Source organism: Jiangella ureilytica (genome assembly GCF_004348545.1).
Taxonomy (GTDB): Bacteria; Actinomycetota; Actinomycetes; order Jiangellales; family Jiangellaceae; genus Jiangella; species Jiangella ureilytica.
On record NZ_SMKL01000003.1, the window covers coordinates 1 to 22,955 of the forward strand.

The following is a 22,955-nucleotide window of genomic DNA, read 5'->3' on the forward strand; positions in this document are numbered from 1 at the left end:
GTCCCGCGCCGCCGGCCGCCCGCCCGCCCGCCGAGTTGATCTTGGAGTAACCGCGGACTCATTCGGACATTCCGGGCCGGAACTCCGCACTTCTCCAAGATCAACCCGAAGGGAAGGGTGGAGGGAGCCGGCCAGGTCGCTTGACATGGAACGAGGTTCCGTGTGTGCTCCTGCCAGGCGCTGACGCACCTCGGACTCCGGAGACCTCCATGAAGATCATGACGATCTACGCCCACCCGGCCGACACGATCACGAACTGCGGCGGCACGCTGGCGCTGCACGCGGCGCGCGGCGACGAGGTGGTCGCGCTGATCCTGAGCCACGGCGGGCGGATCCACGCGAACAAGTACGCCGAGGAGTGGCGCAAGGAGAACCCGGACGGCGACATCGCGGCCGCGGGCCTGGACGACATCGTCGCGAACAAGAAGAACGAACTCGACCGCGCCGCCGACATCATCGGCATCAGCAAGATCATCACGCTGGACCACGAGGACACCTACGCGACGGTCCAGGAGGACATGGTCGAGCAGATCGCCGAGCAGATCGCGATCGAGCAGCCCGAGATCGTCATCGCCGATCACCCGCGCAACCCGGCGTACTTCGACCCGCACTACGTCGCCACCGGCATGGCGCTGGCCGCGCTGTCACGGGCCGGGCTGTACCTGCGCAACCTCGACGGGCGCGACGAGGTGCCGGTGCGGCAGGTGTTCCTCACCGGGCTGCCGGTCTACACCCTCGACGCGCTGAGCCTGAACGGGCTGCGCAACGACTGCTACGTCGACATCACCGACGTGGTCGGGACGAAGCTGGCGGCGATGGACCAGTTCGTCAGCCAGGGCTACCACGGCGTGTTCGCCCGCAAGCTGGTCGAGTCGTACAACGGCGAGGCCGGCCGGGCCGCCGGCGTGAACTTCGCCGAGTCGTTCGTGCGGCTGTACAACGAGACCCACGCGCACCTGCCGGTCACCGACGCCGCCCTGGCGACCGACCCGCTGACCAGGCACATCGCCTACTCCTCGGTCAACCTGCGGGGCGCCTTCCCGGTACCGTGACGCCCGTGACGCATCCGACTGCGGGCCGGTCCATCCACGAGCTGCCCACCCCGTTCGCCGTTCTCGACGACGCCGCGCTGGAGCACAACCTCGCCACCATGGCGGCCTGGTGCCGCGACCACGGCGTGGAGCTGCAGCCGCACGGCAAGACGACCATGGCGCCGGCGCTGTTCCAGCGCCAGCTGGCGGCCGGCGCCACCGGCATCACCGCGGCGACGCCCGCCCAGGTGCGGGTCATGCGCGCGCACGGCGTGCCGGCGGTGCAGCTGGCCAACGAGCTGGCGCAGCCCGCCGAGGCGGCCTGGATCGCCGGCGAGCTGGCGGCCGACGACGGCTTCGGATTCCGCGTGTGGGTCGACTCCCCCGCCGGCGTCGAGATCCTGCAGGCGGCCGCGGCCCCCGCGGGCGCCGTCGTCGACGTGCTGCTCGAGGTCGGCACGCCGGGCGGGCGCACCGGCACCCGCACGAAGGCCGATCGTGACGCCGTCCGGGCCGCCGCCGGACGCGCGCCGAACGTGCGGCTGACCGGGGTCGCGGGCTACGAGGGCTCGGTGGCCGGCGATCGGACGCCGCCGTCGCTGGCCGCCGTCCGCGCCTACCTGGAATCGCTGCGGGCGGCCGGCGACGACCTGCGCGACGACGTGCCCGGCGACGACGGCGGCATCGTGCTGTCCGCGGGCGGCAGCATGTTCTACGACGTCGTGGCGGACGTGCTGGGCGGCGGCGGGCGGGTGATCATCCGCAGCGGCTGCTACGTCACGCACGACTCCGGCATGTTCCACCGCAACTCGCCGCTCGACGGGCCGGACGCGCCCGTGCGGTTGCGGGCCGCGCTCACCGTCTGGGGCACCGTCGTGTCGCGGCCGGAGCCGGACCGCGCCTTCCTCGACGTCGGCCGCCGCGACGCCTCGTTCGACCAGGGGCTGCCGATCCCCCTCGCCGTCCGGCCGCGCGGCGCGACGACGGCGCAGCCGCTGGACGGTGCCGAGGTCACCGCGCTCAACGACCAGCACGCCTTCCTCGCCGTCGCGCCCGGCAGCCCGATCGCCGTCGGCGACCGCGTCCAGCTGGGCATCTCGCACCCGTGCACCACCTTCGACAAGTGGCGGCGGATCCCGCTCGCCGGCCCGGACGGCGTCGTCACCGGCGTCGTCGAGACCTGGTTCTGAATTCCTTGGGAGGTGGCGCATGAGTGACTGGGTCGACCAGTCGCGCGTGATCCGGTTCGAGGGCCCGGCGGCGTTCTCGCCCCGGTTCGTCGGCCCGCCGGTGCTGCGGTGGGCGCCGGTGCCGGCGGCCACCCGGTTCGAGGTCGCCGTCGCCGATCGCGAGCGGGTCGTCTGGACCGGCTCCTTCCCGGCCGAGGCAGCCGACCTGGCCGAGGCCTGGCCGCTGCTCCCGCTCGGCCCGGTCGACGTGCTGGTCCGCGGCTTCGACGGCGACCACGAGGTCGCCGTCCGCAAGCACCGTCAATTCTGGAAGGTCCCCGGGTTCGACGGCGTCCGGCCCGCCCCCGCGGACTGGGCCGGCGCCGTCCACCGCGCAGTCGGCTACCTGTTGCGGCCCGCCCGCGACGAGGTCGCCGGCTACGAGGACGGCTACCCGCGCAGCGCCTGGAGCTCGTTCGAGGACAGCGTGACGGGGCTGCGCGGCCGGCTGGCGTTCCCGGCCCAGCACCACGCCAGCTACATCCACGCCTACCTCACCTACGCCGACCGCTTCCCGGACCACCCGCAGGCGGCCGAGGCGGAACGGCAGGCGCTCGCGTACGGGCGATGGCTGCTGGAGCACCATCTTCCGGACGAGTGGCGGCTGGGCGGCCTGTCGCCGTCGACGGTGCTCGAGGGCGGGTTCGGCGGCTGGGTCGAGGGCGATCACATCACCGTCTTCCGGGCCGCGCGCGTCGGCGAGGTGATGCTGCGGCTGTTCTCGCGCACCGGTGAGGCGCGCTACCTCGAGCGGGCGGCCCGCATCGGCGACGTCATGGTCGACCTGCAGAACCCGGACGGCTCCTGGCCGTTCCGCGTCGATCCGCGCACAGGCGAGCCCAGCATCGGCTACACCTCCGCCGTCGTGACCCCGATCTGGCTGCTCACCCTGCTCGGCGAGGTACCCGACGCGCCCGGCACGGCGCAGCAGCGGGCGGCGCGCGCGGACGCCGCGGCCAAGGGCGAGGCCTGGCTGCTGGCCGGCCCGGTGACCGACGGCCGCTGGGAGGGCATGTACGAGGACATCCCCGAGACGCCGCCGTGGAGCAACCTGCAGCATTGGGACACCAACGAGACCATCCGCTACCTGTTGTCGGGCCGATGCTCCGTGCCCGCGCGGGCGGAGCTGGCCGCCGAGCTCAACGCCTACATCGAGGACCAGTTCGTCGTCTGGGCGCCCGAGGAGTCCCCGGTCCCGCCGCGCTGCCCGACGCCGACGGTGCTCGAGCAGTACCGCTGCTACTGGCCCATGGAGGTGCACACGGGACACTGGCTGGTGTCGCTGCTCACCCTGCACCGCTCCACCGGCGACGACCGCTACGTGGATCGCGCGGTGGCGGCCGCCAACGCCATCGTCGCCGGCCAGGACGAGCAGGGCTCACTGTCGACCTGGGGCCTCGACACCCGGTTCGGCACCCGCCTGGTGACGATGGACTGGCCCGGCTGCAACGCGGTCGCCGTGAGCGCGCTGCTGCACTGGTCGGCCTACTTCGAGGCGCTCACCGACCCCGCCGCCGAGTTCGAGCCCGCCTTCGAGAGCCTCTGAGCTCCCACCGCACCATGATCATCGGCGATCCACCACACCATGACGGGGTCGATCGCGGATGATCACTGAAGTGCAGCCGCTCAGTGGGGCGCGGCGGCGGCCTCGGGTGAGAGCGGGACGGCCCCAGGCTCCGGATCAGACGGCGGCGCCGTCCCGCCGACCTCGGCGACGGCGATCCCGGCCAGCACGATCAGCCCGCCCGCCATCTGCGCGGCGGTGAGGTTCTGCCCCAGCCAGGCCCACGCGACCACCGCGGAGCCGACCGGCTCGGACATGCCGATGACGCCGCAGGCCGTCGGCGAGATGTGCCGCAGCGCGGCCAGGTTCAGCCCGTACGCCACGATCGTCCCGAACAGGATGATCCACAGCACCGTCGACCACGCCGGCACGCTCCAGCCGTCGAACGCGCCGAGCAGCGACGTCTCGCGGCCCAGCGGCGCGAGGTCGACCGTCCACCACGGCTGCACTACCGCCCAGAACAGCGCCGCGAACGCGAACATCCAGAACGTCAGCGAGAGCGAGTCGCGGTGGCCGGACATCCGCGAGCCGATGAGATAGTAGCTGGCCAGACACGCCGCCGCGCCGAAGGCGGCCAGCACGCCGACCGCGTCGAGCCCCATGTCGGTCCAGACCTGCGCGACCAGCGCCAGCCCGATGAGCGCGACGCCGATGCCGAGCCAGGTCTGGCGGCGGATCCGCTGCCGCAGCACGGCCCAGCTGAACAGCGCCACCATGGCCGGCGCGGTGAACTCGAGCAGCAGCGCGATGCCCACCGGCAGCCGGTCGATCGCCGTGAAGTAGAGCCACTGCACCAGCGCGCCGCCCGCCACGCCCAGCGCGATCAGGAACGGCAGCTCCCGCAGGCCGATCCGCAGCCGGCCGGGCGCCAGCACGAGGACCGCCACCAGCAGGATCAGGGCGGCGCCGGTCGAGCGCAGCGCCGCGAGCACCGACGGTTCCACCCCGGACTCGAGCGCGACCTTCGACATGGACGCGTTCACGGAGAAGAACACCGCGGCGAGGCAGACGTACACGACGCCCCGGAGCTGGCTCTGACGACTCATCCGGCGACAGTAGTCAAACAGCGCTTTGCTCCTCAACCCCCATCTCACGGGCGAGGGGCGAGCTCCAACCCGGCGGCGACGGCGGCCGCTCGGTACGCCGTCGCCAGGCTGTCCGCGGTCTCGTGGGCGTTCAGGCCGCTGGGGTTCGGCAGCACCCACAGCTCGGCGCCGCCGAGCTCGTCCGGCTGCCGGCCGGCCACGGCCTTCGGGCGGCCGAACGCGGTCCGGTAGGCGGAGATGCCCAGGACGGCGACCACCCGCGGTGCCAGCCGGGCCACGCGCTCCGCCAACGCGACGGATCCCGCCCGCAGCTCGTCCACCGTCAGCTCGTCGGCCCGCGCGGTGCCGCGGGCCACCAGGTTGGTGATGCCGATGCCGCGGCCGGTCAGGTAGGCGTCGTCCTCGGGCGACGTGCCGCCGGTGACGTCGATGACCCGGTCGACGATGCCGGCCCGGTACAGCGCCGGGTAGAACCGGTTGCCGGGCCGGCCGAAGTGCGTCTGCACCGCCACCGTCATGAGGCCGGGATTGATGCCGGCGAACAGCAGCCGCAGGTCCGGCCCGACGAGATCCGGCAGCGTGCCGTCTCGGAACGCCTCGAGCTCCGCACGCGTGAACCCCACGCGGGCAGCGTAGCCGCGTGCCGGTGGGCTCAGGCCAGGGTGATGCGGCGGACGAACTCGAGGACGACGGGGTGGGCGGGATCGATGAGGTGGCCGCCCGAGACGACGGCGGCCGAGGCGCGCGGCAACCCGCCGGCCAGCCGCGGGATGACACGCCGCAGGGGTGCGGGCGAGTCTGACGCCGACACGAGCAGCGTCGGCACGTCGATGGCGGCGAGGTCGTCCGAGGGCAGCTCGAGCGGCGCCGCGCTGAGGTCGAGCCCGCGGCCGCGGATCTCGGCCAGCACGGCCCGGCCGCCGGCGCGCAGCAGGTCGCGGACGCCGGCATCCAGCCGATCCCAGGTCTCGTCGCCGAGGACCACGCGGACGACGGCCTCGGCGGCCTGGGCGGGGTCGTCCCCGGAGGCGGCGAGGACCTTGGCGCGCAGCTCCGCGGCCCACGCGCGGGTGTCGCCGTCGACGGTGAAGAGGGCCGGTTCGAGCAGCACGAGGCCGTCGACCCGCTGCGGCCGCGAATGCGCCAGCTCCAGGGCGATCAGCCCGCCGGTGCTGCGGCCCACCACGACCGCCGACTCCGCGCCCAGGCGGTCCAGCAGCGCGGCGGCGTCGGCCACCTGGTCGTCGAGGTCAGTGGCCTCGAACGGCTCCGGCGCGCTGCTGCGGCCATAACCGCGGCGGTCGTAGACGACACAGGTGCCGAGCGCGCCGAGGCGGACGGCGGCGGGCTCCCAGAGCACAGCCGAACTCGGGCTGCCGTGGATGCCGAGGATGACCGGGCCGTGCCCGTGTGCCTCGTAGTACAGATCGACGCCGTTGGCGACCGCACTCGGCATGCCGTCACCGTACGCCCGCCCGCCGGACCGTACCAGACCGTTGTGACCAGGTAGGACGGGGCCCGGGTCGCCATGCGCGACCCGGGCCCCTCAGCACTCCCTGCCGGTCACCGCTCAGAGCGCCGAGCACTCCCCGGTCGCGACGCCGCGGATGTCGTTGTCCGCACCGAAGTCGCGGACGGGGGCGCTGCTGCCGGAGCAGCTGAGCCGGCCGGCGAACGAGTTGCCGGCCAGGATCGGCCCGTACTCCTCGCCGTACAGCGTGTACCGCTCCTCCGAGGCGTTGCCCGGGACCCGTCCGTTGCCGGTCAGGGCGACCGAGCCGCGGAACGAGGACCCGGCGGCGGTGACGCCGGTCACCGTGCCGGCGATGCGCACCTGGCCGGCCACCGTCGAGCCGAGCACCTGGATCTCGCCGGCGCCGTCGGCCAGCAGGCTGCCGGCGACGGTGCTGTCCTTCACGACCAGCGAGGCGCCGTTGCGGACGGTCACCGTGCCGGCCACGGTCGCGCCATCGAGGCAGGTCACCCCGCTGGTGACCAGCAGCGAGCCGGCCCGCGGACCGGTGATCGTCTGCGTGCACGCGAGCTCCGCACCCGGAAGCACCGTCGCCGAGTACGAGTCCGCCGTGCCGATGTTGCCGGCAGGGTCGACGGCGCGGTGCTCGACGGTGTGCGTGCCGTAGCCCGGCACGAACGGGCCGTTCGGGTCGTCGGGGCCGTAGTTCTGCTCGAACCCGGCCTTCGACAGGCCGCCCGTGCCGAGGTTGCCGTAGGTCAGCGCCTTGACGACCTGGCCGGAGTGGCGGAACTCGAACGGCGAGACCGGCATCGGCTTCTCCGGGAATCCGAAGTAGTTGAACCAGCCGTCGCCGTTGAGCCGCAGCTCACCGACGACGTACGGCTCGCCCTCGTAGCCGGTGCGGTCGTCCTGCGGCGTGAGCAGCATGTCCCAGCCGTCGAAGTAGATGCCGTGGCCGTCGTCCGACGTCATCGTCGTCAGCGGCTCGGACAGCGTCCGCGGGGCCGTCGGCAATGCGTTGTCGACGGTCCACGTGACGGAGTCCGAGGCCCCCGGCGTGGCGGGGTCGGTGACCGTCGCCGTCAGCTCGTGCGTGCCGGCCGGCAGGTTCAGCGCACCGAGGTCGAGCACCCGGCCGTCGCCGGTCTCGGCCACGGCGGCGCCGTTCAGCGTCCACGCCACGTCGAACACGCGGTCGGCCGCGTGCGTGGTCTCGACGAAGACGACCTCGTCACCGGCGACCGGGCGGACGTCCGGGGTCGACCCGATGATCTCCGGCGCGACCGTGTCGGGTGCGGCCTGGGTGTCGCCGACGGTCCACGAGCGGGTCTGGACGAACCGCGGGCCGTTGTAGCCGGAGTCGGTCGCGGTGTTGTTCGTCGACGGATTGCGGACCCAGTCGATGCCGTCGGGTCCGACGGGGTCGCGCACCTCGACGTGGACGGTGGTGCCGGGCGCGAGGTCCAGCGCACCGAGGTCGAGGGTGCGGGTGCCGGTCGCGATGACCGGGCCGGCCGGGCCGCCGCTGCGCCACGTCACCTGCAGGTCGTGGAAGCGCGGGTGTGTGGTCTGCAGCCAGAGGACGCCGTCGCGGGCGACGGTGCCGGCGGGCGTGGAGAGCAGGCTCATCTGGCCCTTGTCGCGCTGGCCCGTGACCCGGGCGACCATGTGCTCGAGGCCGACCTGGTCGAAGTAGAAGCCGATCCAGCGCATCATCGAGTGCGAGCTCGGCCGCCAGACGTTGGAGCCGTTGTAGGTGCCGCTCTCGTGGCCGTCGGGGTCGGCGCCGCGGATGATGCCGCCGGACAGGCTCTCCTCGCCGAGCCAGCGCCACCACTTGTGCTGATTGGCGATCATCTGCTCCGACGTCTGCCGGGTGTGGTGGAACGAGCTCGGCTCGTTCGGACCGTGCGGCGGGCCCGGGTTCGGCCGGTCGGAGTACGGGTACTCATCGGCGAGCGTGCCCAGCGAGTGGCCCAGCTCGTGCAGCGAGATCAGCGGCGACTGCGGGCTGCCGCCGGACGCCGTCGCGTCGCGGCCGCCGATGCCGCCGTAGGTGAACGTGTTCGAGATGGCCAGCGTCTGCACGTTCTGCGGACCCGAGGTCGAGCCGCCGGTGGGCCGGAACACGCCCGGCGCCAGGCCCAAGACCGGCGCGACGTACGAGTTCAGGTACATCGCCCGCTGCTGGTTGCCGTTGCAGCGCAGGTCGCCCAGGATGCCCGGCGCCAACGGGTAGGCCGGGTTCGCGTTGCCCGACGGGTGGCCCGGACAGCCGCCGGACTGCAGCGCGCTGCCGTACGTGATGCCGCGGGCCAGCGGATTCGTCAGGCCGTCGGAGTACCACAGCCGCATGGGCGTGTTCTTGGCGTCCTTGACCTCGTTGGGCGCGTCCTCCTCCGGGTCGCGCCGTACGCCGGAGTCGGCCGACACGATCTGCAGCAGGTAGACGTTGATGTAGTCGCGGTAGGTGCGGAAGGGCTCGACACCCCACTGGATGGCCTGGTTGCGGTCGACGTCCTCCTCGCACCTGTCCATCTCGTCGGCCTGGTAGCCGTCGCAGATGACGATCAGGTTGAGACGCTCGTTCGGCGAGCCCGTCTCCTGGAGCGGGACGACCCGCGCGCTGCCCACCTCCGGCCACTGGGGCAGGGCCTCGTTCGCCGACGGGACGCCCGCCATGGGCACCGTTAACAGGCCTGCCGCCAGTGCCGCCGGCGCAAGCGCGGCGACGATCTTCTTCATACGGTCTCCGTCTCACCGTGCACGTGCCTCATCGCGGGGCGGCGACAGCCGCCGACCCGTGATGAGAATGGTGCTCAGCGACGCTACCGGCTGCACGGTGACATGGCACCCGACAGATGTCGGAAGCTCCACCCCCGGCGTTCGTCCTTCGATGGACGGTCGTCGAACGGCTCAGCCGTGATGGTGCTGCTCGTGGCCGCCCTGACCGCCGTGGTGCCCGCAGTGGTCGGTCGTGCCACTGGGCACGTCCAGGGTCGGGTTGCGGTCGAAGAAGCCGACCGGGCGGAGCGTGAAGCCGCAGTACTCGACCGGCATGACCGGCCAGTCCTCAGGCCGCGGGTAGTGCACGGCGCCGAAGGTGTGCCACAGGACGATGTCCTGGTCCTCGATGGCGCGGTCGGCCGCGACGAACGCCGGCAGGCCCGCGCCGCCCGGGTGCTGGTTGATGAGGTCGCCGGCGGGGAAGCGCTCGGCGGGGTCGTAGCGGGTGACCCAGAGCGACTTCGTGGCGAACGCGGCCCGGTTCGCCGTCGCCGACGCGGGGTCGGCCAGCAGCAGCGGCCGGCCCTCGGGGCGCAGCTCGTAGGCGACCGGCCGGCCGAGCCGGTTGGTGGCGTCGGAGCTGGAGATCAGCCAGGTGCGCCCGGCCATCGGGTCCGCCGTCCGGACCGCCTCGGCCTCGGAGCGCAGCCGCGTGGTCCTACGGGTGAACGCGTTGCCGTTGGGGTTGGCCGGGCCGATGGGCAGCTGCTGGATCTCCATCTCGTCGACGGCGTTGTCGAGGCCGTCGACCATCATGTCCAGGCGCACGCAGTAGAGGTGCTGGTGGTACGGCGCACCGAGCCCGGGCGCCACCTCCGAGGCGTAGGCGCTGTCGGGCTTGTAGGACGACGTCGCCACGACACCGGTGGCCTTGACCTCGAACTGGATGGTGCCGTCGAGGTACAGGTACCAGTAGAAGCCGTAGTCGTAGTTGCCGACGGTGACGAAGAACGAGATGACCAGCCGGCGCTGCCGCCGCGTCTCGGCCGACTCGGTGAAGATGTCGGTGTGCTTCCAGAGCACGCCGAAGTCCTCCTCGTGCAGGCAGACGGCGTTGCGGACGTCGCGCGGCTCGCCGTCGCCGTCGGCCAGGACGGCATCGAAGTAGTGGATCTCACCGAGGCAGTCGCAGCCCAGCTCGAGCGAGTTGACCTGCTGGCCGAGCAGGTACTCGCCGACGTCGAAGTAGCTCTGCCAGAACCGCACCGGGCTGGGGTCGGCGTACGGGACGACCATCTCGGCCAGCGAGGCCCGGTAGACCACGGGCCGCAGGCGGTCGCCGTCGCGCCACGAGAGCTGGTGCAGCACCAGGCCCTCGCGCGGGTCGAAGCCGACGCGGAAGGTCCAGTTCTCCCAGGAGACGACGTCGTCCTCGACGGTGAAACTCGGCCCCTCGGGCTGGGTGATCTCGATCGGCTTCAGCGTGGTGCGCGGCGGACCGGTGTACGCCGGGTCGTCGTGGTTGGCCTCCTCCTCGGGGATCGGGAGGACGGCGTCGTCGATGAGCTCGATGACCTTCTTCTCGATGAGGTCGACGTAGGCGACGACGCCGTCGATCGGGTGCGCCCACGCGTGGTCCTCGGGCCGGTGCTGCAGGAACGACAGCACGTGCAGCGCCCGGCGGCCCCGCTCGCCGGGGATGCCGAAGTTGCCGGCCGCGAGCGGGCACGGGCGAACGAGATCGAGGTCGGTGATGCCGCGGCGCCGCATCGCCTCGCACCAGCCGGGGTCGGCTTTCACGATCTCGTCGACCGTCATCAGCTCTTCCAGCAGGATCGCCGGCTGGCCGTCGGTGACGGGGTCGACCTCTTCGACGGAGTCGACCGTGCGCCGGCTCAGCGACGCGAGGACGATGCGCGTGACGCCCGTCGCGAGGTCGAGCAGGACCGCGCGGACGCGGCGGTCGACGGGGTCGCCGGGGCGGTGCCCGAGGACCGTCATCTTGTCCGGTTCTTCCAGGCCGAGCAGCGCGAACTTCGTCGTGGCCGAGACCAGGCCGTGGTCGTCGATCAGCGCGCGTGCGGCGCGGATCTCGTCCGCGGAGAGGCGCTGGAGGGGGTGCGTCTGAACCGGCGTGACCGTCACAACCCCATACACTCGCCGCCCGGCGCCGATGTCGTCAAGACATTGCACACGCAACGCCACAAGGTAAGGCGTGTCGGACCCTCCACGCATTACCCCTGAAATTGCCTCTTGTCTTGGCGGACAAAGGCCGACAAACTACCGGGCGTGAATCGGAACGCGGAATCGCGAGCACCGCAACCGGTCAGAACCGCGCGCCTCAGGGGTGGGAGCGCGCCTGTCCATGTCCCGTATGGCCCCGGCCGTCCCGTCTCATCCCGGCTCTCGCACCCGGGGTGGAGGTGCAGGCGGAGTGCTGCTGGCCAATGATTTCTTCCACATCGTCCACGACGTCGGCAGCGGCAAGCTGCGGCTGCACAGTCGTGCCGCCGGGCTGGGCCTGGCCGGCGCGCTGCTGGGCGAGCTGATCCTCAACAACAACCTGCACGTGGCGTCGGGGACGCTGTCATTGACCGGCGCACAGCCACCGGCCGATGATCTCGGATACAGGATCGTCCGGCAGCTCACGGCCGATCAGCAGAACCGGTCGTTGCGCACGTGGCTGTCGTTCCTCGGGCAGAGCGCGCTCGAACGGGTCGCGGTCCGGCTGACCCGCGAGGGTGAGATCGAACCCGTCAAGAGCCGCAAGCTGTTCGGCACCTCGGTCCGGTACCTGCCGGTCGACCCGAAGGTCGCTGCCTGGCCGAGCGACCGGCTGTACGGACTGGTGAACCGCGGCGATCCGCTCGACTTCCACGACGCCATGCTGGCCGGGCTGGTCGCCGTGACCGGCTTCACCAAGGGCGTGTGGTGGGACGGCGACGCCGTCACGCTCCGCCACATCGCCGCCGCGGTGGGATCGATGCCCATGTCGATGCGTGAGGTCCTGGCCCATACCGAAGCAGCTGTGGGTGATGCCACCCTCAGCCCCCGATAGCGAGACCTCCGGCGCGACCTCGACCCCCATCGACGGAGATCCGCGTACCCCTCAAGGAGAGTCCCCCGTGTCCCATTCGAGCCGCCTGGGCGCCGACCGCGTGTCGCGGACGCTCGCCAGCAACAGGCTCGGCGTCCCTGCCGTCGTCTTCTTCGTCCTCAGCGCCGCGACGCCGCTGACCGTCGTCGCCGGCGTCGTCACCACCGGCTTCGCCGTCACCGGCATCATCGGCCTGCCCATCGCGTTCGCCGCCATCGCCGCGCTGCTGGCGCTGTTCAGCATCGGCTACGTCGCGATGTCGCGGCACATCACCAACGCCGGCGCGTTCTACACCTACGTCACCCACGGCCTCGGCCGGCCGGCCGGCGTCGCCGCGGCCTACATGGCGCTGCTCGCGTACAACCTGCTGCAGGTCGGCCTCTACGGCATCATCGGCGTCGCGGCCGCGCCGCAGCTGGACGCCTGGTTCGGCATCTCGCTCGAGTGGTGGGTGATCGCGCTGATCGCGTGGGCGATCGTCGGCTTCCTCGGCGTGCTGCGCATCGACATCAACGGCACGGTGCTCGCGGTGCTGCTGCTCGCGGAGATGGCGATCATCATCATCTACTCGATCGCCAGCCTCGGGAACCCCTCGGACGGCGACGTCTCCTTCGACGCGCTGCAGGTCGGGAACCTGTTCGAGTCCGGCGCCGGCGCGATCCTGGTGCTCGCGGTCCTCGGCTTCGTCGGGTTCGAGGCGTCGGTCGTGTACTCGGAGGAGTCGCGCGACCCGAAGCGGACCATCGCGCTGGCCACGTACATCTCGATCGTGGTCGTCGCCGCGGTGTACGTGCTGGCGTCGTGGGCGATGACGGTGGCGACCGGCCCGGACAACATCGTCGCGTTCTCCCAGGAGAACGCCGACCAGACCATCTTCGTGCTGGCCGGCGAGTTCCTGGGCACCACCTGGGTGGACATCGGCTCGGCGCTCTTCATCACCTCGGTGCTCGCCGCGATGATCTCCTTCCACAACACCGTCGCCCGCTACGTCTTCGCGCTCGGCCGCGAGCGGGTGCTGCCCAGTGCGCTCGGCCGCACGTCGCCGTCGTCGGGCGCCCCGGTCGCCGCGTCGATCGTGCAGAGCGTCATCGGCCTGATCGTCATCCTGGTCTACGTGCTGTTCGACCTCGACCCGCTGGTGCAGCTGTTCTTCTATCTCGGCACCACGGGTGGGTTCGGCGTCCTGACCCTGGTCGCCCTCACCTCGGTGGCCGTGCTCGCGTTCTTCTGGCGGCACCCGTCCGGTGAGAACGCCTGGCGGCGGGTCATCGCGCCGACGCTGGCGACGACCCTGCTGGTCATCGTGGTGATCCTGGCGATCTCGAACTACGACATCCTCATCGGTGTCGCGTCGGACGCGCCCGAGCGGTGGATCCTGCCCGGCCTGTTCCTCATCGCCGCCCTCATCGGCGTCGTGTGGGCCCGGTTCCTCAAGGCGTCCCGGCCGGACGTCTACGAGGCCATCGGCCGCGGCGCCAACGCGGCCACCGGCATCTCCGTTCTGGACCTGTCCTCCGAGGAGGAGGACGAGCCCGGGCAGCCGTCGCTGCGCTGATCCCGTCACGAGAGCTCCGCGGAGGCGCGCGCGCCCCTGTCGCATCGGCCCGGTGCGGCAGGGGCGCCGTCGTGTGCACGGCCCCCGGCCGGTCTCACGGGCCGGAGGTCAGAGGCCGTCCTCGAGATGCCAATGCTGCTGCCAGCGCCAGTCGATCGGCTCGCCGGCCCGCTGGTACCGGATGTCGGTCGAGAGCCGGTAGTCGTCGTCGACGTTGTCCAGCGACGCGTGCACCGTGTAGGCCGAGTGCACCACCATGTCGCCGGCCGCGTAGCCCGCGACCAGCCAGCGCGCGTCGTGCTCGTCGGCCAGCGCCGGCAGGTCCGCGGTGATCGACGCCGCCGGGTGCGGCAGCGTCCCGGCCCGCTCCTGCGCGAGGACGCGGTGGTGGCTGCCCTCGAGGTAGGCGAGGCCGCCGCGCGAGACCGGGCAGTCGCCCAGCGGGATCCACGACGACAGCACCCGGTCGGTCCCCTCGCGCAGGTACACCAGGTCGTAGTGTGCCTGGGTGGCCGTGCCGATTCCGGACTCCCCCGGCCGCACGTGGCGGATCAGCTTGCGCCGGTGCAGGAACGTCTCGCCGCCGAGGAACCAGGCGTACCAGTCGCGGACGGCGGGCTGGCTGCAGAACGCCTCGTACCGCGGGCCGGGGACGACCTCGTGGAACAGCAGCCGGCGGTACTCGGCGCGGTCCTCCTCTCCCTCCCATACGCCCGAGGGCGCCAGCGCGGCGTGGTAGTAGGCGCGGAAGCCGTTGACGACGCCGGGGTCCAGCGCGCCGCGCAGCCACAGGTAGCCGTCGCGGCGCAACCGCTGCCACAGCGCGTCGCGGTCGTGGCGCTCGTGGCCGGGGACGGGGTCCAGCTCGCCCAGCCGCCGGGCGGACTCGTCGAGCACGTAGCCGTTCGAGGTCAGCATGCGACCACTGTCGCCGCGGCGGGGCCGCCCGGCCATGGACCAACGCGCCCGGCCCCTTGGACTTTCCCGCCGGCCCGTTGATCTCGGAGTGACCGCGGAATCAATCGGATGAATCACCCGGCAACTCGGCGGTTGCTCCACGATCGACTCGAGGGGAGCGAGCGGGCGACCGGCCCGGGGCGCCGGCGTCGACGCGGATACCCGGGCGGGGCGGGTTCGCCGGCCAACCAACGCGTCGGCATGACCGAGCTCTACGATGTGCGGCCATGAGCCGACGGCCCGGGGTCGCGTCGTGGACGCGGTACCTCACGCCCGACTCGCGGCACCGGCGGCTCGGCCTGGTCTGCCTCGGCGTCGGCACCACCACCGGGCGCGTGGCGACGCTGCCCGCCCGCACGCTGGACTGCTACGCCGTCGTCTTCCTGTCGCGCGGCACCGGACGGTTGCGGTGGGGCGGGCGGGAGCTGGCGCTCGTCGCGCCGACGCTGTTCTGGCTGCTCCCCGGCATCGAGCACGGTTACGGCCCCGATGCCGGGGGCTGGAACGAGTGGTGGGCGCTGTTCGACGGCCCGGCCGCGCGCGCCTACCAGGACCTCGGCCACGTCCCGCGCGACGAGCCGGTGGGCTCGGTCGCCGACGCGGCCGCGCTCGAGGTGGCCTTCGGTGCGCTGGCCCGCACCTGCCGCCCCGGCGACCCCTCGACCGACGTCGACGCGGCGGCGGCGATGCACCAGCTGATCCTCGCCACCCGGCGCGCGGCGGTCCCCGACCCCGTCGCCGGAACCCCCGTCCTCGCGACCCTGCTGCGTGACGCCTGCCTGCCGGTCACCGTCGCCGCCCACGCCCGCACCCTGGGCATGACGGAGGCCGCTCTGCGCGAGGCCACCCGGCGGGCGGCCGGCTGCAGTCCCAAGGAGTTCGTGCTGCGGGCCCGGCTCACGCGGGCGAAGGAGCTGCTCGCCGGCACCGACCTCCCCGTCGTCGCCGTCGCCGCCCGCATCGGCTACGACGACCCCGGCTACTTCACCCGCGTCTTCACCCGCCGGGTCGGCATGCCGCCCAGCCGCTTCCGCGAGCAGGAGCGCCGCGGCCCCCTCTGAATGACCACGTTCACCACGAGAATCCCTGCCGTACGAGGCCTGCAGACCTCGTGAAGCAGCAGAACGCCTGGTGATGACCCCCACAGAGCGCGGGAAAGCGTTTGCCTCGGCTTCACGAGGATCGCCCCAGCATCACCACGGCTGCGGGCCTTCTGGAGCAGGGATTCGGGTGGTGAACGTGATCATCTCGGGGCCGGCAGGGGAGGTCGGCCCACCGTTTTCGGACATCGCCATCCGGGTACGGGCAGGTCGAAAGGGGGAACAGCCCATGACCGAAGAGCACGAAGGCAGCCAGTCGCCGGGCAACCCGTCGACGCCGCCGTACCAGCCGGGCACCCAGTCGCCGGGCAATCCGTCGGAGGCGCCGGACGAGCCGGGCACGCAGTCGCCCGGCAACCCGACCACGCCGCCGGTGCCGCCCGAGACGCCGTCGCCGGGCAACCCACCCGCCGAGGACACCGCCGCGGACCCGGCCGACTAGGAATCAGGCTCCGCCGCGCGCGGCCAGGATGTCGGGCAGGTGCCGTTCGATCCAGCCCACCAGCCCGACCACATGCGCGGCCGCCTGCTCGCCGAGCGCCGTCAGCCGGTACGTCACCTGCGGCGGCGCCGCCGGCGTGACCTGGCGGTCGACGAAGCCGTCGGCCGCCAGGGCGCGCAGCGTTTGCGCGAGCATCTTCTGGCTGACGCCGCCGATGCGCCGGTGCAGCTCACTGAAGCGCATCGGCCGTTCCCCCAGCGCCGCCAGCACCAGCACGCCCCAGCGGCTCGTGACGTGCTCGAGCACGCCCCGCGACGGGCAGTTGGTGTCGAACACGTCACCATCGAGCGCCTGCAGCCCGGCGCTGACCTCGACGCTCACGTTCGCCTCCGTTGGTTACCTTGAGGTACGTACTTTCTGTGGGTGAGTTTCCAGCGTAACGTCGCTTTCGTCGTGAGAACAGACCAAGGCGAGAGGGAGACAGACATGATCGTGGTGACCGGGGCGACCGGGCGGTTCGGGCCCATCGTGGTCGAGGACCTGCTGACGCGGGTGCCGGCCGGGGAGGTCGCCGTCGTCGCGCGCGACCCGGGAAAGGCCGCGCCGTTCGCCGACCGCGGCGTGGAGGTGCGCCGGGCCGACTATGACGACCCCGAGAGTCTGCGACGGGCGTTCGACGGCGCCGACCGGCTGCTGTTCACCTCGGCGTCGGACACCACGCCGGGCGTGCGGGCGCGCCAGCACACCAACGTCGTCGACGCGGCCGCGAAGGCCTCCGTCGGGCACGTGGTCTACACCAGCGCCATCACCGCCGAGGACGGGCAGAGCTTCCTGGCCGACCACACGGTGACGGAGCGGGCGATCCGCGACGCCGGGCTGAGCCACACCTTCCTGCGCAACACGTTCTACACCGAGGAGCTGGTCCGCCCCGAGCTGCTCGCCGCCGCCGTCGAGGCGGGCGAGCTGCCCGCCCCGCGCCACGAGCACCCGCTGGTGACGGCGCCGTTCGCCGACCTCGCGCTGGCCGCGAGCGCCGTTCTGACCGGCGACGGCCACGAGGGCGCGGTCTACGAGCTGCGCGGCCCCGGCTGGACCTACCCCGAGCTGGCGCAGGCGCTGAGCGAGGCGTCCGGCACGCCCGTCATGCACCGCGAGATCTCCGACGACGACGCCGGCGGCATGGCGTTCGTCCTGCCGCTGCTGCGACTCCCGCAGTTCGGCACGCCGGCACCGGACCTCGAGCGGCTGCTCGGCCGCCCGGTGATCCCGCTGGAGGACACGGTTCGGGCGGCCCTCGCGGCCTGACCAGCGTGCGCGATGGCACGAACGGTCGCCGTCGGTCAAGATGGGGGCATGACCGACGGCGACGGCCGCCGCGGCTCGGCCGCGCCGACGCTGGTGATGCGCGGCGTCACCAAGCGTTACGGACGGCTGCGGGCGCTCGACGGCGTCGACTTCGCGGTCCGCGGCGGCGAGATCGTCGCCGTGGTGGGCGAGAACGGCGCCGGCAAGTCCACCCTGGTGCGCTGCCTCGCCGGCGACATCGACATCGACGAGGGTCATGTCGAGGTGAGCCGGCCGGCCGCCGTGGTCTGGCAGGACCTCGGGCTCTGCGACGACCTCGACGTCGTGGCCAACGTCTTCCTCGGACGCGAGCGGTCGCGGGTGCTGCTGGCCGAGCGGCGCATGGCCGCCGATGCCCGCCGGGCCCTCGAACGGTTCGGCTCGCAGCTCACCGACGTCCACGCCCGCGTCGACACGCTCTCGCGCGGCCAGCGCCAAGAGGTCGCGCTCGCGCGGGCGCTGTCGGCCGACGCCGAGATCTTCATCCTCGACGAGCCGACGGCCTCGCTGAGCGTCCTGCGCCGGGCCGAGATCATGCGGGTGCTCGGCGAGCTCCGCGACGCCGGCCGGGCCATCCTGCTGGTGAGCCACGACCTCGACGAGGTGTTCGCGCTGGCCGACCGCATCGTGGTGCTGCGCCACGGCCGTGTCGTCGCCGAGGCGTCACCGGCCGAGGTGCACTCCGACGACATCGCCGCGCTGATGTCGGGCATCGAGACCGAGTCGGCCGCCCGGCGGCAGCTGAACCGCCTCAAGAGCCTGGTCGAGCAGCTCTCGGCGGCCGACCCCGCGGCCTCCCTGCCGCTGGTCGTCTCCGCCACCGCAGCCGCGCTCGACCAGGACATGCTGTGCGTGCACCTGCTCGACCGCACGCCGCGGGGGTCCATGCTGCGCCGCTCCGCCGCCATCGGCCTGCCACCGGCGCTGGCCGGCGACGCCGAACTGCTGCCCATCGGCACCGCCGGTGGCCTGGTCGGCACGGCGGCCTCGCTCGGCCAGCTCGTCGTCACCGACGACCTCGGCGACGAGGCGGCCTGGACGGGGTACCTGCGGCTCGCGTCCGAGGCCGGCGTGCGCAGCGCGTGGTCGGCGCCCATCGTCGGCTCGGCCGGCGTCCTGGGCACCATCACCGGCTTCAGCACGTCCGCCGGCCGCCTCGACGCCGACCGGCGCGAGCTGGTCTCGCTCTACGCCGGGCACGCGGCCAGCGCCATCGAGCGCGAGCAGCTGATCGACGAGGTCAGCCGGCGCAACGAGATCCTCGAGTCGCTGCGGGCCATGCTCGAGACCTTGGCCGGGCCCGACCGCGTCGACGGCGGCCTGTCCGCCGCGCTGCTGGCGCTCTGCCGTGGCCTGGGCGCGCGCACCGCCGGCATGCTCCTCACCGACGTGGCCGAGATCACCGGCGACGAGCCGCGCTGGGTGCACATCGGCATCGACGCGTCCGACGCCGCCGCCGCGTCCGACGGCGCGGAGCTGCGCCGGCTCGCCGAGTCCGCTCCCGACGGCGTCGACCGGCCGCAGCGCCTCGGCGACGGGCTGGCCATCGCCGGGCTGCCGATCCCGGGCGGGACGGGGCTGCTCCTCGCCCGGTGGGACGACCCCGCCGAGCCGGGCCGCGACGCCGTCGAGCTGCTCGACGACGCCCGCCGCTCGCTCGCCCTCGCCCTCGAACGCGAGGTGCTCGAACGGGCCCGCCGCGAGGCGGCCGCCGCCCGCCGGTCGCAGCAGCTGCAGCGCCAGGTGCTGCAGCAGCTCAGCCACGAGCTGCGCACGCCGCTGACCGCCATCCACGGGTACGCCTCCACGCTCCAGCAGCGCGACCTCACCTGGGACGCCGACTCCGTCGACCGCTTCCTCGCCGCCATCACCACCGAGTCCGCGCGCATGGAGCGTCTCGTGGGCGACCTGCTCGACTCCTCGGCGATCGAGTCCGGCCTGCTGCGGCTGCGCCGCGACTGGACCGACCTGCGGCTGGTCCTCGAGGCGGCCGCGGCCTGCGTCCCCGGCCGCGAGCGCATCCAGGTCAGCGTCGCCGCGGGCGTCCCGTCCATCTGGGCCGACCACGACCGCCTCGAGCAGGTGTTCGTCAACCTGCTCGAGAACGCGGTCCGCCACGGCGGCGCCGACGGCTGGGTCCAGGTCACCGCGGTGGCCGCCACCGACGCCTCCGCCGTCGAGATCCTGGTCAGCGACGACGGCGAGGGCATCCCGGCGGAGCTGGCCGAGCGGATCTTCGAGCCCCGTGTCCGCGGCGACGGCAGCACGGGCGCCGGGCTGGGGCTGACGATCGTCCGCGGCATCGCCGAGGCGCACGGCGGCCGGTGCGACCTGCTGGCCGGGCCGCGGCCGGTCTTCCGCGTGACGCTCCCGGTCGAGCCCGCCGACGGCGACGCCGCGGAACGCGAGCTCGCCGACGCCACGGGAGCGCATGGACGTGGCTGAGGCGCCCGGAGTCCTCATCGTCGAGGACGACCGCACGATCGTCGACCTGCTGCGGTCCAACCTGACCGCGCGGGGCTACCGCGTCGTGGTGTCGCCCGACGGCGCCGACGTGCTGCGCCTGCTCGACGAGGCGGCGCCCGACGTCGTGCTGCTCGACCTCATGCTGCCCGGCCGCGACGGCTTCGACCTCTGCTGGGCCGTGCGCGACCGCTCCGACGTCGGCATCATCGTGCTGTCCGCGCGGCGCGGCGAGACCGACAAGGTGCGGGCGCTCAACCTGGGCGCCGACGACTACCTCACCAAGCCGTTCGGCATCGAGGAGCTGCTCGCCCGCATCCACGCGACCATGCGCCGGGCCCGCACCCCGTCCCCGCCGCGCCAGCCGGCGCCGCCCGACGTGCGGGTCGGCGACGTGCGCATCGACTTCGACGCGCAACTGGTCACCAAGGCCGGCAAGCGGGTGCACCTGACGCGCACCGAGTACGCGCTGCTGCGCGAGCTGGCCACCAACCCCGGGCGGCTGCTGTCGCACGCCGAGCTGCTGCAGCGGGTGTGGGGGCCGGGCTACGAGACGCAGACGGAGTACACCCGGGTCTACGTGGGTCGCCTGCGGGCCAAGCTCGAGGGCGACGACGGCCCGGAGCTGATCGTCACGGAGCCGCGCGCGGGCTACCGGTTCACCACGGACCACCGATGACCCGCCGCCTCACCGCCGCGGCACTGCCCGTCGTGCTCGCCTTCGCCGTGGTCGCGTCCGCCTGCGGAGTAGTGGCCGGCGGCGACGGCGACGGCTACCGCATCGCGTTCCTGCTGCCGGAGAACAAGACCGCCCGCTACGAGTCGCACGACCGCCCCGCGTTCGTCGAGCGGGTCGCCGAGGTGTGCCCCGAGTGCGAGACGATCGTCAGCAACGCCGACCAGGACGCCGCACACCAGCAGGCGCAGGCCGAGGCCGCCATCACCAACGGCGCCGACGTGCTGGTGCTCGACCCGGTCGACTCGCGGGCCGCGTCGGTCATCGCCCGGCACGCCGACGCCGCCGGCATCCCCGTCGTCAGCTACGACCGGCTGGTCCTCGACGCGCCGGTCGACTTCCACGTCACCTTCGACAACGAGCGGGTCGGCCGGCTCCAGGCCTCGGTGCTGCTCGACGCCGTGGGTGAGCGCGCCGCCGGCGCCATGGGCTCCGTGGTGGTGCTGAACGGCTCGCCCACCGACGACAACTCCGCGCAGTTCCGTCAGGGCGCCCGCATGGTCTTCGAGGCCGGCGGCGTGACCATCGGCAGCGAGGCCGACATCCCCGACTGGTCGCCGGACCAGGCGCAGGAGGCCATGGAACGGGCGCTCGCCACACTGGGCCGCGACCAGGTCGCCGGCGTCTACGCCGCCAACGACGGCATGGCCGGAGGCGCCATCGCCGCCATGAAGGCCGCAGGCCTCGACCCGCTGCCGCCGGTCACGGGGCAGGACGCCGAGCTGGCCGCCGTGCGCCGCATCCTCACCGGCGAGCAGTACATGACGGTCTACAAGGCGGTGCGCACCCAGGCGCGCTCGGCCGCCGACCTCGCCGTCGGCCTGGCCCGCACCGGCGAGCCCCCCGAGGGCATGCGCAACAGCACGGTCGACAACGGCTACGCCCAGATCCCGGCGCTCATGCTGGAGCCGGTCGCCGTCACCCGCGAGACGATCGCGGGCACCGTCGTCGCCGACGGGTTCTGGTCGGTCGACGAGATCTGCGACGGCCTCGCGCCCCAGTGCGCGGCGGCCGGCCTCACCGCCACCGGGCCGGCGTCGTGATGGCGCCGGTGTCGACGGCCCGCCTCGGCCGCCTCGCTCCGCCGCTCGCGCTGGTCGTGATCTGGCTGGTCATGACCCTGATCAACCCGCGGTTCCTGTCCGCCGTGAACCTCACCAACCTCATGCTGCAGATCGTGGCCGTCGGCGCCGTCGCGGTGGCGGTGGTGCTGGTGCTCCTGATCGGCGAGATCGACCTGTCCGTCGGGGCGGTGTCGGGCCTGGGCGCCGGCGTCACCGCCGTGCTGAGCGTGAAGCAGGACTGGCCCGCCGTCCTCGCGATCATCGCCGGGCTGCTGACCGGCGCGCTGGTCGGCCTGCTGCACGCCACCATCGTGACCCGCGTCGGGGTCGCCTCGTTCGTGGTCACATTGGCGGGCCTGCTGACCTGGCAGGGCGCCCTGCAGCTCGTGCTCGGCGAGACCGGCACCGTCAACCTCGACGACCCGCAGCTGGTGGCCATCGCCGGCACCTTCCTCTCCCCCGCGCTCGGCTGGCTGATCGCCGCCGTCATCACGGCCGCGGCGGTCGCGGCGGTCGTGGTGCACCTGCGCGCCGACCGGCCGCGCCGGGTCTGGCCGTGGGTGCTCGCCGGCACCGTCGCGCCGGTGGCGGTCCTGGTCTTCAACGCCGACCGCGGCGTGCCGCTCGCCGTCGTCGTGTTCCTCCTCCTGCTCGCCGGCGGCGACGTCGTGATGCGCCGCACCACGCTCGGCCGGCACGCCGTGGCGACGGGGAGCAACGCGTCGGGGGCGCGCCGGGCCGGCATCGCCGTCGACCGCATCCGCATGACGGTGTTCGCGCTCGCCTCGGTGCTCGCCGTCACCGGCGGCATCCTGGCCGCGTCGCGGCTGCTCGCCGTCAACCAGTCCTCGGGCAGCACCGACCTGATGCTGACCGCCGTCGCCGCGGCGGCCATCGGCGGGGCGAGCCTGTTCGGCGGCCGCGGCACCGTGTGGTCGGCGCTGCTGGGCGCGCTCGTGGTCGGCTCGCTGGCCAACGGCCTTGACTTGCTGGGCGCCTCGTCGGCGATCCGGCTGATCGCCACCGGAGTGGTGCTCGCGCTCGCCGTCGGGCTCGACACCGTCGCCCACCGGGCCGAGCGGCAGCCGTTCACCGAGCATTCGCGGCCCGGCCGCTAGGGCCG

At 73.0% G+C, this 22,955-nt stretch carries 19 protein-coding genes; 12 read left to right on the plus strand and 7 right to left on the minus strand.

The features are described 5' to 3' along the window. Positions 1-209: 209 nt before the first annotated feature. The 3 genes from E1212_RS01845 to E1212_RS01855 are packed head-to-tail and all read left to right on the plus strand — an operon-like array spanning position 210 to position 3,806. Complete coding sequence (locus tag E1212_RS01845; protein ID WP_131978276.1) at positions 210-1,052, plus strand: PIG-L deacetylase family protein; 843 nt, start codon at positions 210-212, stop codon at positions 1,050-1,052. 5 nt (positions 1,053-1,057) lie between these two features. Beyond that, on the plus strand, positions 1,058-2,221 hold the full coding sequence (locus E1212_RS01850) for an alanine racemase (protein WP_131978279.1): 1,164 nt from the start codon (positions 1,058-1,060) through the stop codon (positions 2,219-2,221). A gap of 19 nt (positions 2,222-2,240) precedes the next feature. Beyond that, positions 2,241-3,806, plus strand: a complete 1,566-nt coding sequence (locus tag E1212_RS01855; RefSeq protein WP_131978282.1) for a hypothetical protein — start codon at positions 2,241-2,243, stop codon at positions 3,804-3,806. Positions 3,807-3,886: 80 nt separating this feature from the next. On the opposite strand, the gene E1212_RS01860 is transcribed toward E1212_RS01855, so the two are convergent. From E1212_RS01860 to E1212_RS01880, 5 genes are all read right to left on the minus strand, one after another. After that, on the minus strand, positions 3,887-4,870 hold the full coding sequence (locus E1212_RS01860; protein WP_131978285.1) for an EamA family transporter: 984 nt from the start codon (positions 4,868-4,870) through the stop codon (positions 3,887-3,889). Between the two features lie 44 nt (positions 4,871-4,914). Then, positions 4,915-5,493: a mismatch-specific DNA-glycosylase gene (locus E1212_RS01865; RefSeq protein ID WP_131978288.1), complete on the minus strand. Its 579-nt coding sequence runs from the start codon at positions 5,491-5,493 to the stop codon at positions 4,915-4,917. 29 nt (positions 5,494-5,522) lie between these two features. Next, positions 5,523-6,326 carry an alpha/beta fold hydrolase gene (locus E1212_RS01870; protein ID WP_131978291.1) on the minus strand — a complete coding sequence of 268 codons (804 nt, stop codon included), beginning with the start codon at positions 6,324-6,326 and terminating at the stop codon, positions 5,523-5,525. Between the two features lie 114 nt (positions 6,327-6,440). Then, complete coding sequence (locus tag E1212_RS01875; RefSeq protein ID WP_131978294.1) at positions 6,441-9,092, minus strand: M64 family metallopeptidase; 2,652 nt, start codon at positions 9,090-9,092, stop codon at positions 6,441-6,443. A 171-nt stretch (positions 9,093-9,263) separates the two neighbouring features. Further along, positions 9,264-11,219 (minus strand): primary-amine oxidase, encoded by a 1,956-nt coding sequence (locus E1212_RS01880; protein ID WP_238992220.1) that lies wholly within the window; start codon positions 11,217-11,219, stop codon positions 9,264-9,266. A 289-nt stretch (positions 11,220-11,508) separates the two neighbouring features. Between E1212_RS01880 and E1212_RS01885 the strand changes: the two genes are divergently transcribed. Next, on the plus strand, positions 11,509-12,132 hold the full coding sequence (locus tag E1212_RS01885) for a GOLPH3/VPS74 family protein (RefSeq protein WP_162605255.1): 624 nt from the start codon (positions 11,509-11,511) through the stop codon (positions 12,130-12,132). A gap of 100 nt (positions 12,133-12,232) precedes the next feature. Next, complete coding sequence (locus tag E1212_RS01890; protein WP_420814345.1) at positions 12,233-13,726, plus strand: APC family permease; 1,494 nt, start codon at positions 12,233-12,235, stop codon at positions 13,724-13,726. A gap of 108 nt (positions 13,727-13,834) precedes the next feature. Here E1212_RS01890 and E1212_RS01895 read toward each other — a convergent pair whose 3' ends face one another. Next, entirely contained in the window at positions 13,835-14,644 is an 810-nt protein-coding gene (locus tag E1212_RS01895; protein ID WP_131978306.1) for a phytanoyl-CoA dioxygenase family protein, read from the minus strand. 266 nt (positions 14,645-14,910) lie between these two features. On the opposite strand from E1212_RS01895, the gene E1212_RS01900 reads away from it, so the two are divergent. Both E1212_RS01900 and E1212_RS01905 read left to right on the plus strand, forming a co-directional pair. Continuing rightward, entirely contained in the window at positions 14,911-15,744 is an 834-nt protein-coding gene (locus E1212_RS01900) for a helix-turn-helix transcriptional regulator (RefSeq protein ID WP_131978309.1), read from the plus strand. A 268-nt stretch (positions 15,745-16,012) separates the two neighbouring features. Then, a complete protein-coding gene (locus tag E1212_RS01905) occupies positions 16,013-16,225 on the plus strand; it encodes a hypothetical protein (RefSeq protein WP_131978312.1) in 213 nt (70 codons plus the stop codon). 3 nt (positions 16,226-16,228) lie between these two features. Here E1212_RS01905 and E1212_RS01910 read toward each other — a convergent pair whose 3' ends face one another. Then, the gene (locus E1212_RS01910) at positions 16,229-16,606 is read right to left on the minus strand and encodes a winged helix-turn-helix transcriptional regulator (protein ID WP_238992221.1); all 378 of its coding nucleotides are present in this window, start codon (positions 16,604-16,606) and stop codon (positions 16,229-16,231) included. Positions 16,607-16,711: 105 nt separating this feature from the next. On the opposite strand from E1212_RS01910, the gene E1212_RS01915 reads away from it, so the two are divergent. From E1212_RS01915 to E1212_RS01940, 5 genes are read left to right on the plus strand one after another with little or no spacing between them, the layout of a single operon-like run. Beyond that, the gene (locus tag E1212_RS01915) at positions 16,712-17,530 is read left to right on the plus strand and encodes an NmrA family NAD(P)-binding protein (protein ID WP_131978315.1); all 819 of its coding nucleotides are present in this window, start codon (positions 16,712-16,714) and stop codon (positions 17,528-17,530) included. A 48-nt stretch (positions 17,531-17,578) separates the two neighbouring features. Further along, entirely contained in the window at positions 17,579-20,014 is a 2,436-nt protein-coding gene (locus E1212_RS01925; RefSeq protein ID WP_203416185.1) for an ATP-binding cassette domain-containing protein, read from the plus strand. Continuing rightward, on the plus strand, positions 20,001-20,711 hold the full coding sequence (locus E1212_RS01930) for a response regulator transcription factor (RefSeq protein ID WP_131978321.1): 711 nt from the start codon (positions 20,001-20,003) through the stop codon (positions 20,709-20,711). Before E1212_RS01925 ends, E1212_RS01930 begins: the two co-directional genes overlap by 14 nt. Beyond that, the gene (locus E1212_RS01935; protein ID WP_131978324.1) at positions 20,708-21,811 is read left to right on the plus strand and encodes a sugar ABC transporter substrate-binding protein; all 1,104 of its coding nucleotides are present in this window, start codon (positions 20,708-20,710) and stop codon (positions 21,809-21,811) included. The genes E1212_RS01930 and E1212_RS01935 overlap by 4 nt, the downstream gene beginning before the upstream one ends. After that, entirely contained in the window at positions 21,811-22,950 is a 1,140-nt protein-coding gene (locus E1212_RS01940; RefSeq protein WP_131978327.1) for a sugar ABC transporter permease, read from the plus strand. Before E1212_RS01935 ends, E1212_RS01940 begins: the two co-directional genes overlap by 1 nt. Positions 22,951-22,955 lie beyond the last annotated feature (5 nt).

Excerpts from the sequence above, each read along its gene's own strand:
- E1212_RS01855 (WP_131978282.1), top strand. The coding sequence starts at position 2,241 with ATGAGTGACTGGGTCGACCAGTCGCGCGTGATCCGGTTCGAGGGCCCG.
- E1212_RS01860 (WP_131978285.1), bottom strand. The coding sequence starts at position 4,870 with ATGAGTCGTCAGAGCCAGCTCCGGGGCGTCGTGTACGTCTGCCTCGCC.
- E1212_RS01875 (WP_131978294.1), bottom strand. The coding sequence starts at position 9,092 with ATGAAGAAGATCGTCGCCGCGCTTGCGCCGGCGGCACTGGCGGCAGGC.
- E1212_RS01895 (WP_131978306.1), bottom strand. The coding sequence starts at position 14,644 with ATGCTGACCTCGAACGGCTACGTGCTCGACGAGTCCGCCCGGCGGCTG.
- E1212_RS01925 (WP_203416185.1), top strand. The coding sequence starts at position 17,579 with ATGACCGACGGCGACGGCCGCCGCGGCTCGGCCGCGCCGACGCTGGTG.
- E1212_RS01930 (WP_131978321.1), top strand. The coding sequence starts at position 20,001 with ATGGACGTGGCTGAGGCGCCCGGAGTCCTCATCGTCGAGGACGACCGC.
- E1212_RS01900 (WP_131978309.1), top strand. The coding sequence starts at position 14,911 with ATGAGCCGACGGCCCGGGGTCGCGTCGTGGACGCGGTACCTCACGCCC.
- E1212_RS01870 (WP_131978291.1), bottom strand. The coding sequence starts at position 6,326 with ATGCCGAGTGCGGTCGCCAACGGCGTCGATCTGTACTACGAGGCACAC.
- E1212_RS01940 (WP_131978327.1), top strand. The coding sequence starts at position 21,811 with ATGGCGCCGGTGTCGACGGCCCGCCTCGGCCGCCTCGCTCCGCCGCTC.
- E1212_RS01905 (WP_131978312.1), top strand. The coding sequence starts at position 16,013 with ATGACCGAAGAGCACGAAGGCAGCCAGTCGCCGGGCAACCCGTCGACG.
- E1212_RS01935 (WP_131978324.1), top strand. The coding sequence starts at position 20,708 with ATGACCCGCCGCCTCACCGCCGCGGCACTGCCCGTCGTGCTCGCCTTC.
- E1212_RS01845 (WP_131978276.1), top strand. The coding sequence starts at position 210 with ATGAAGATCATGACGATCTACGCCCACCCGGCCGACACGATCACGAAC.
- E1212_RS01915 (WP_131978315.1), top strand. The coding sequence starts at position 16,712 with ATGATCGTGGTGACCGGGGCGACCGGGCGGTTCGGGCCCATCGTGGTC.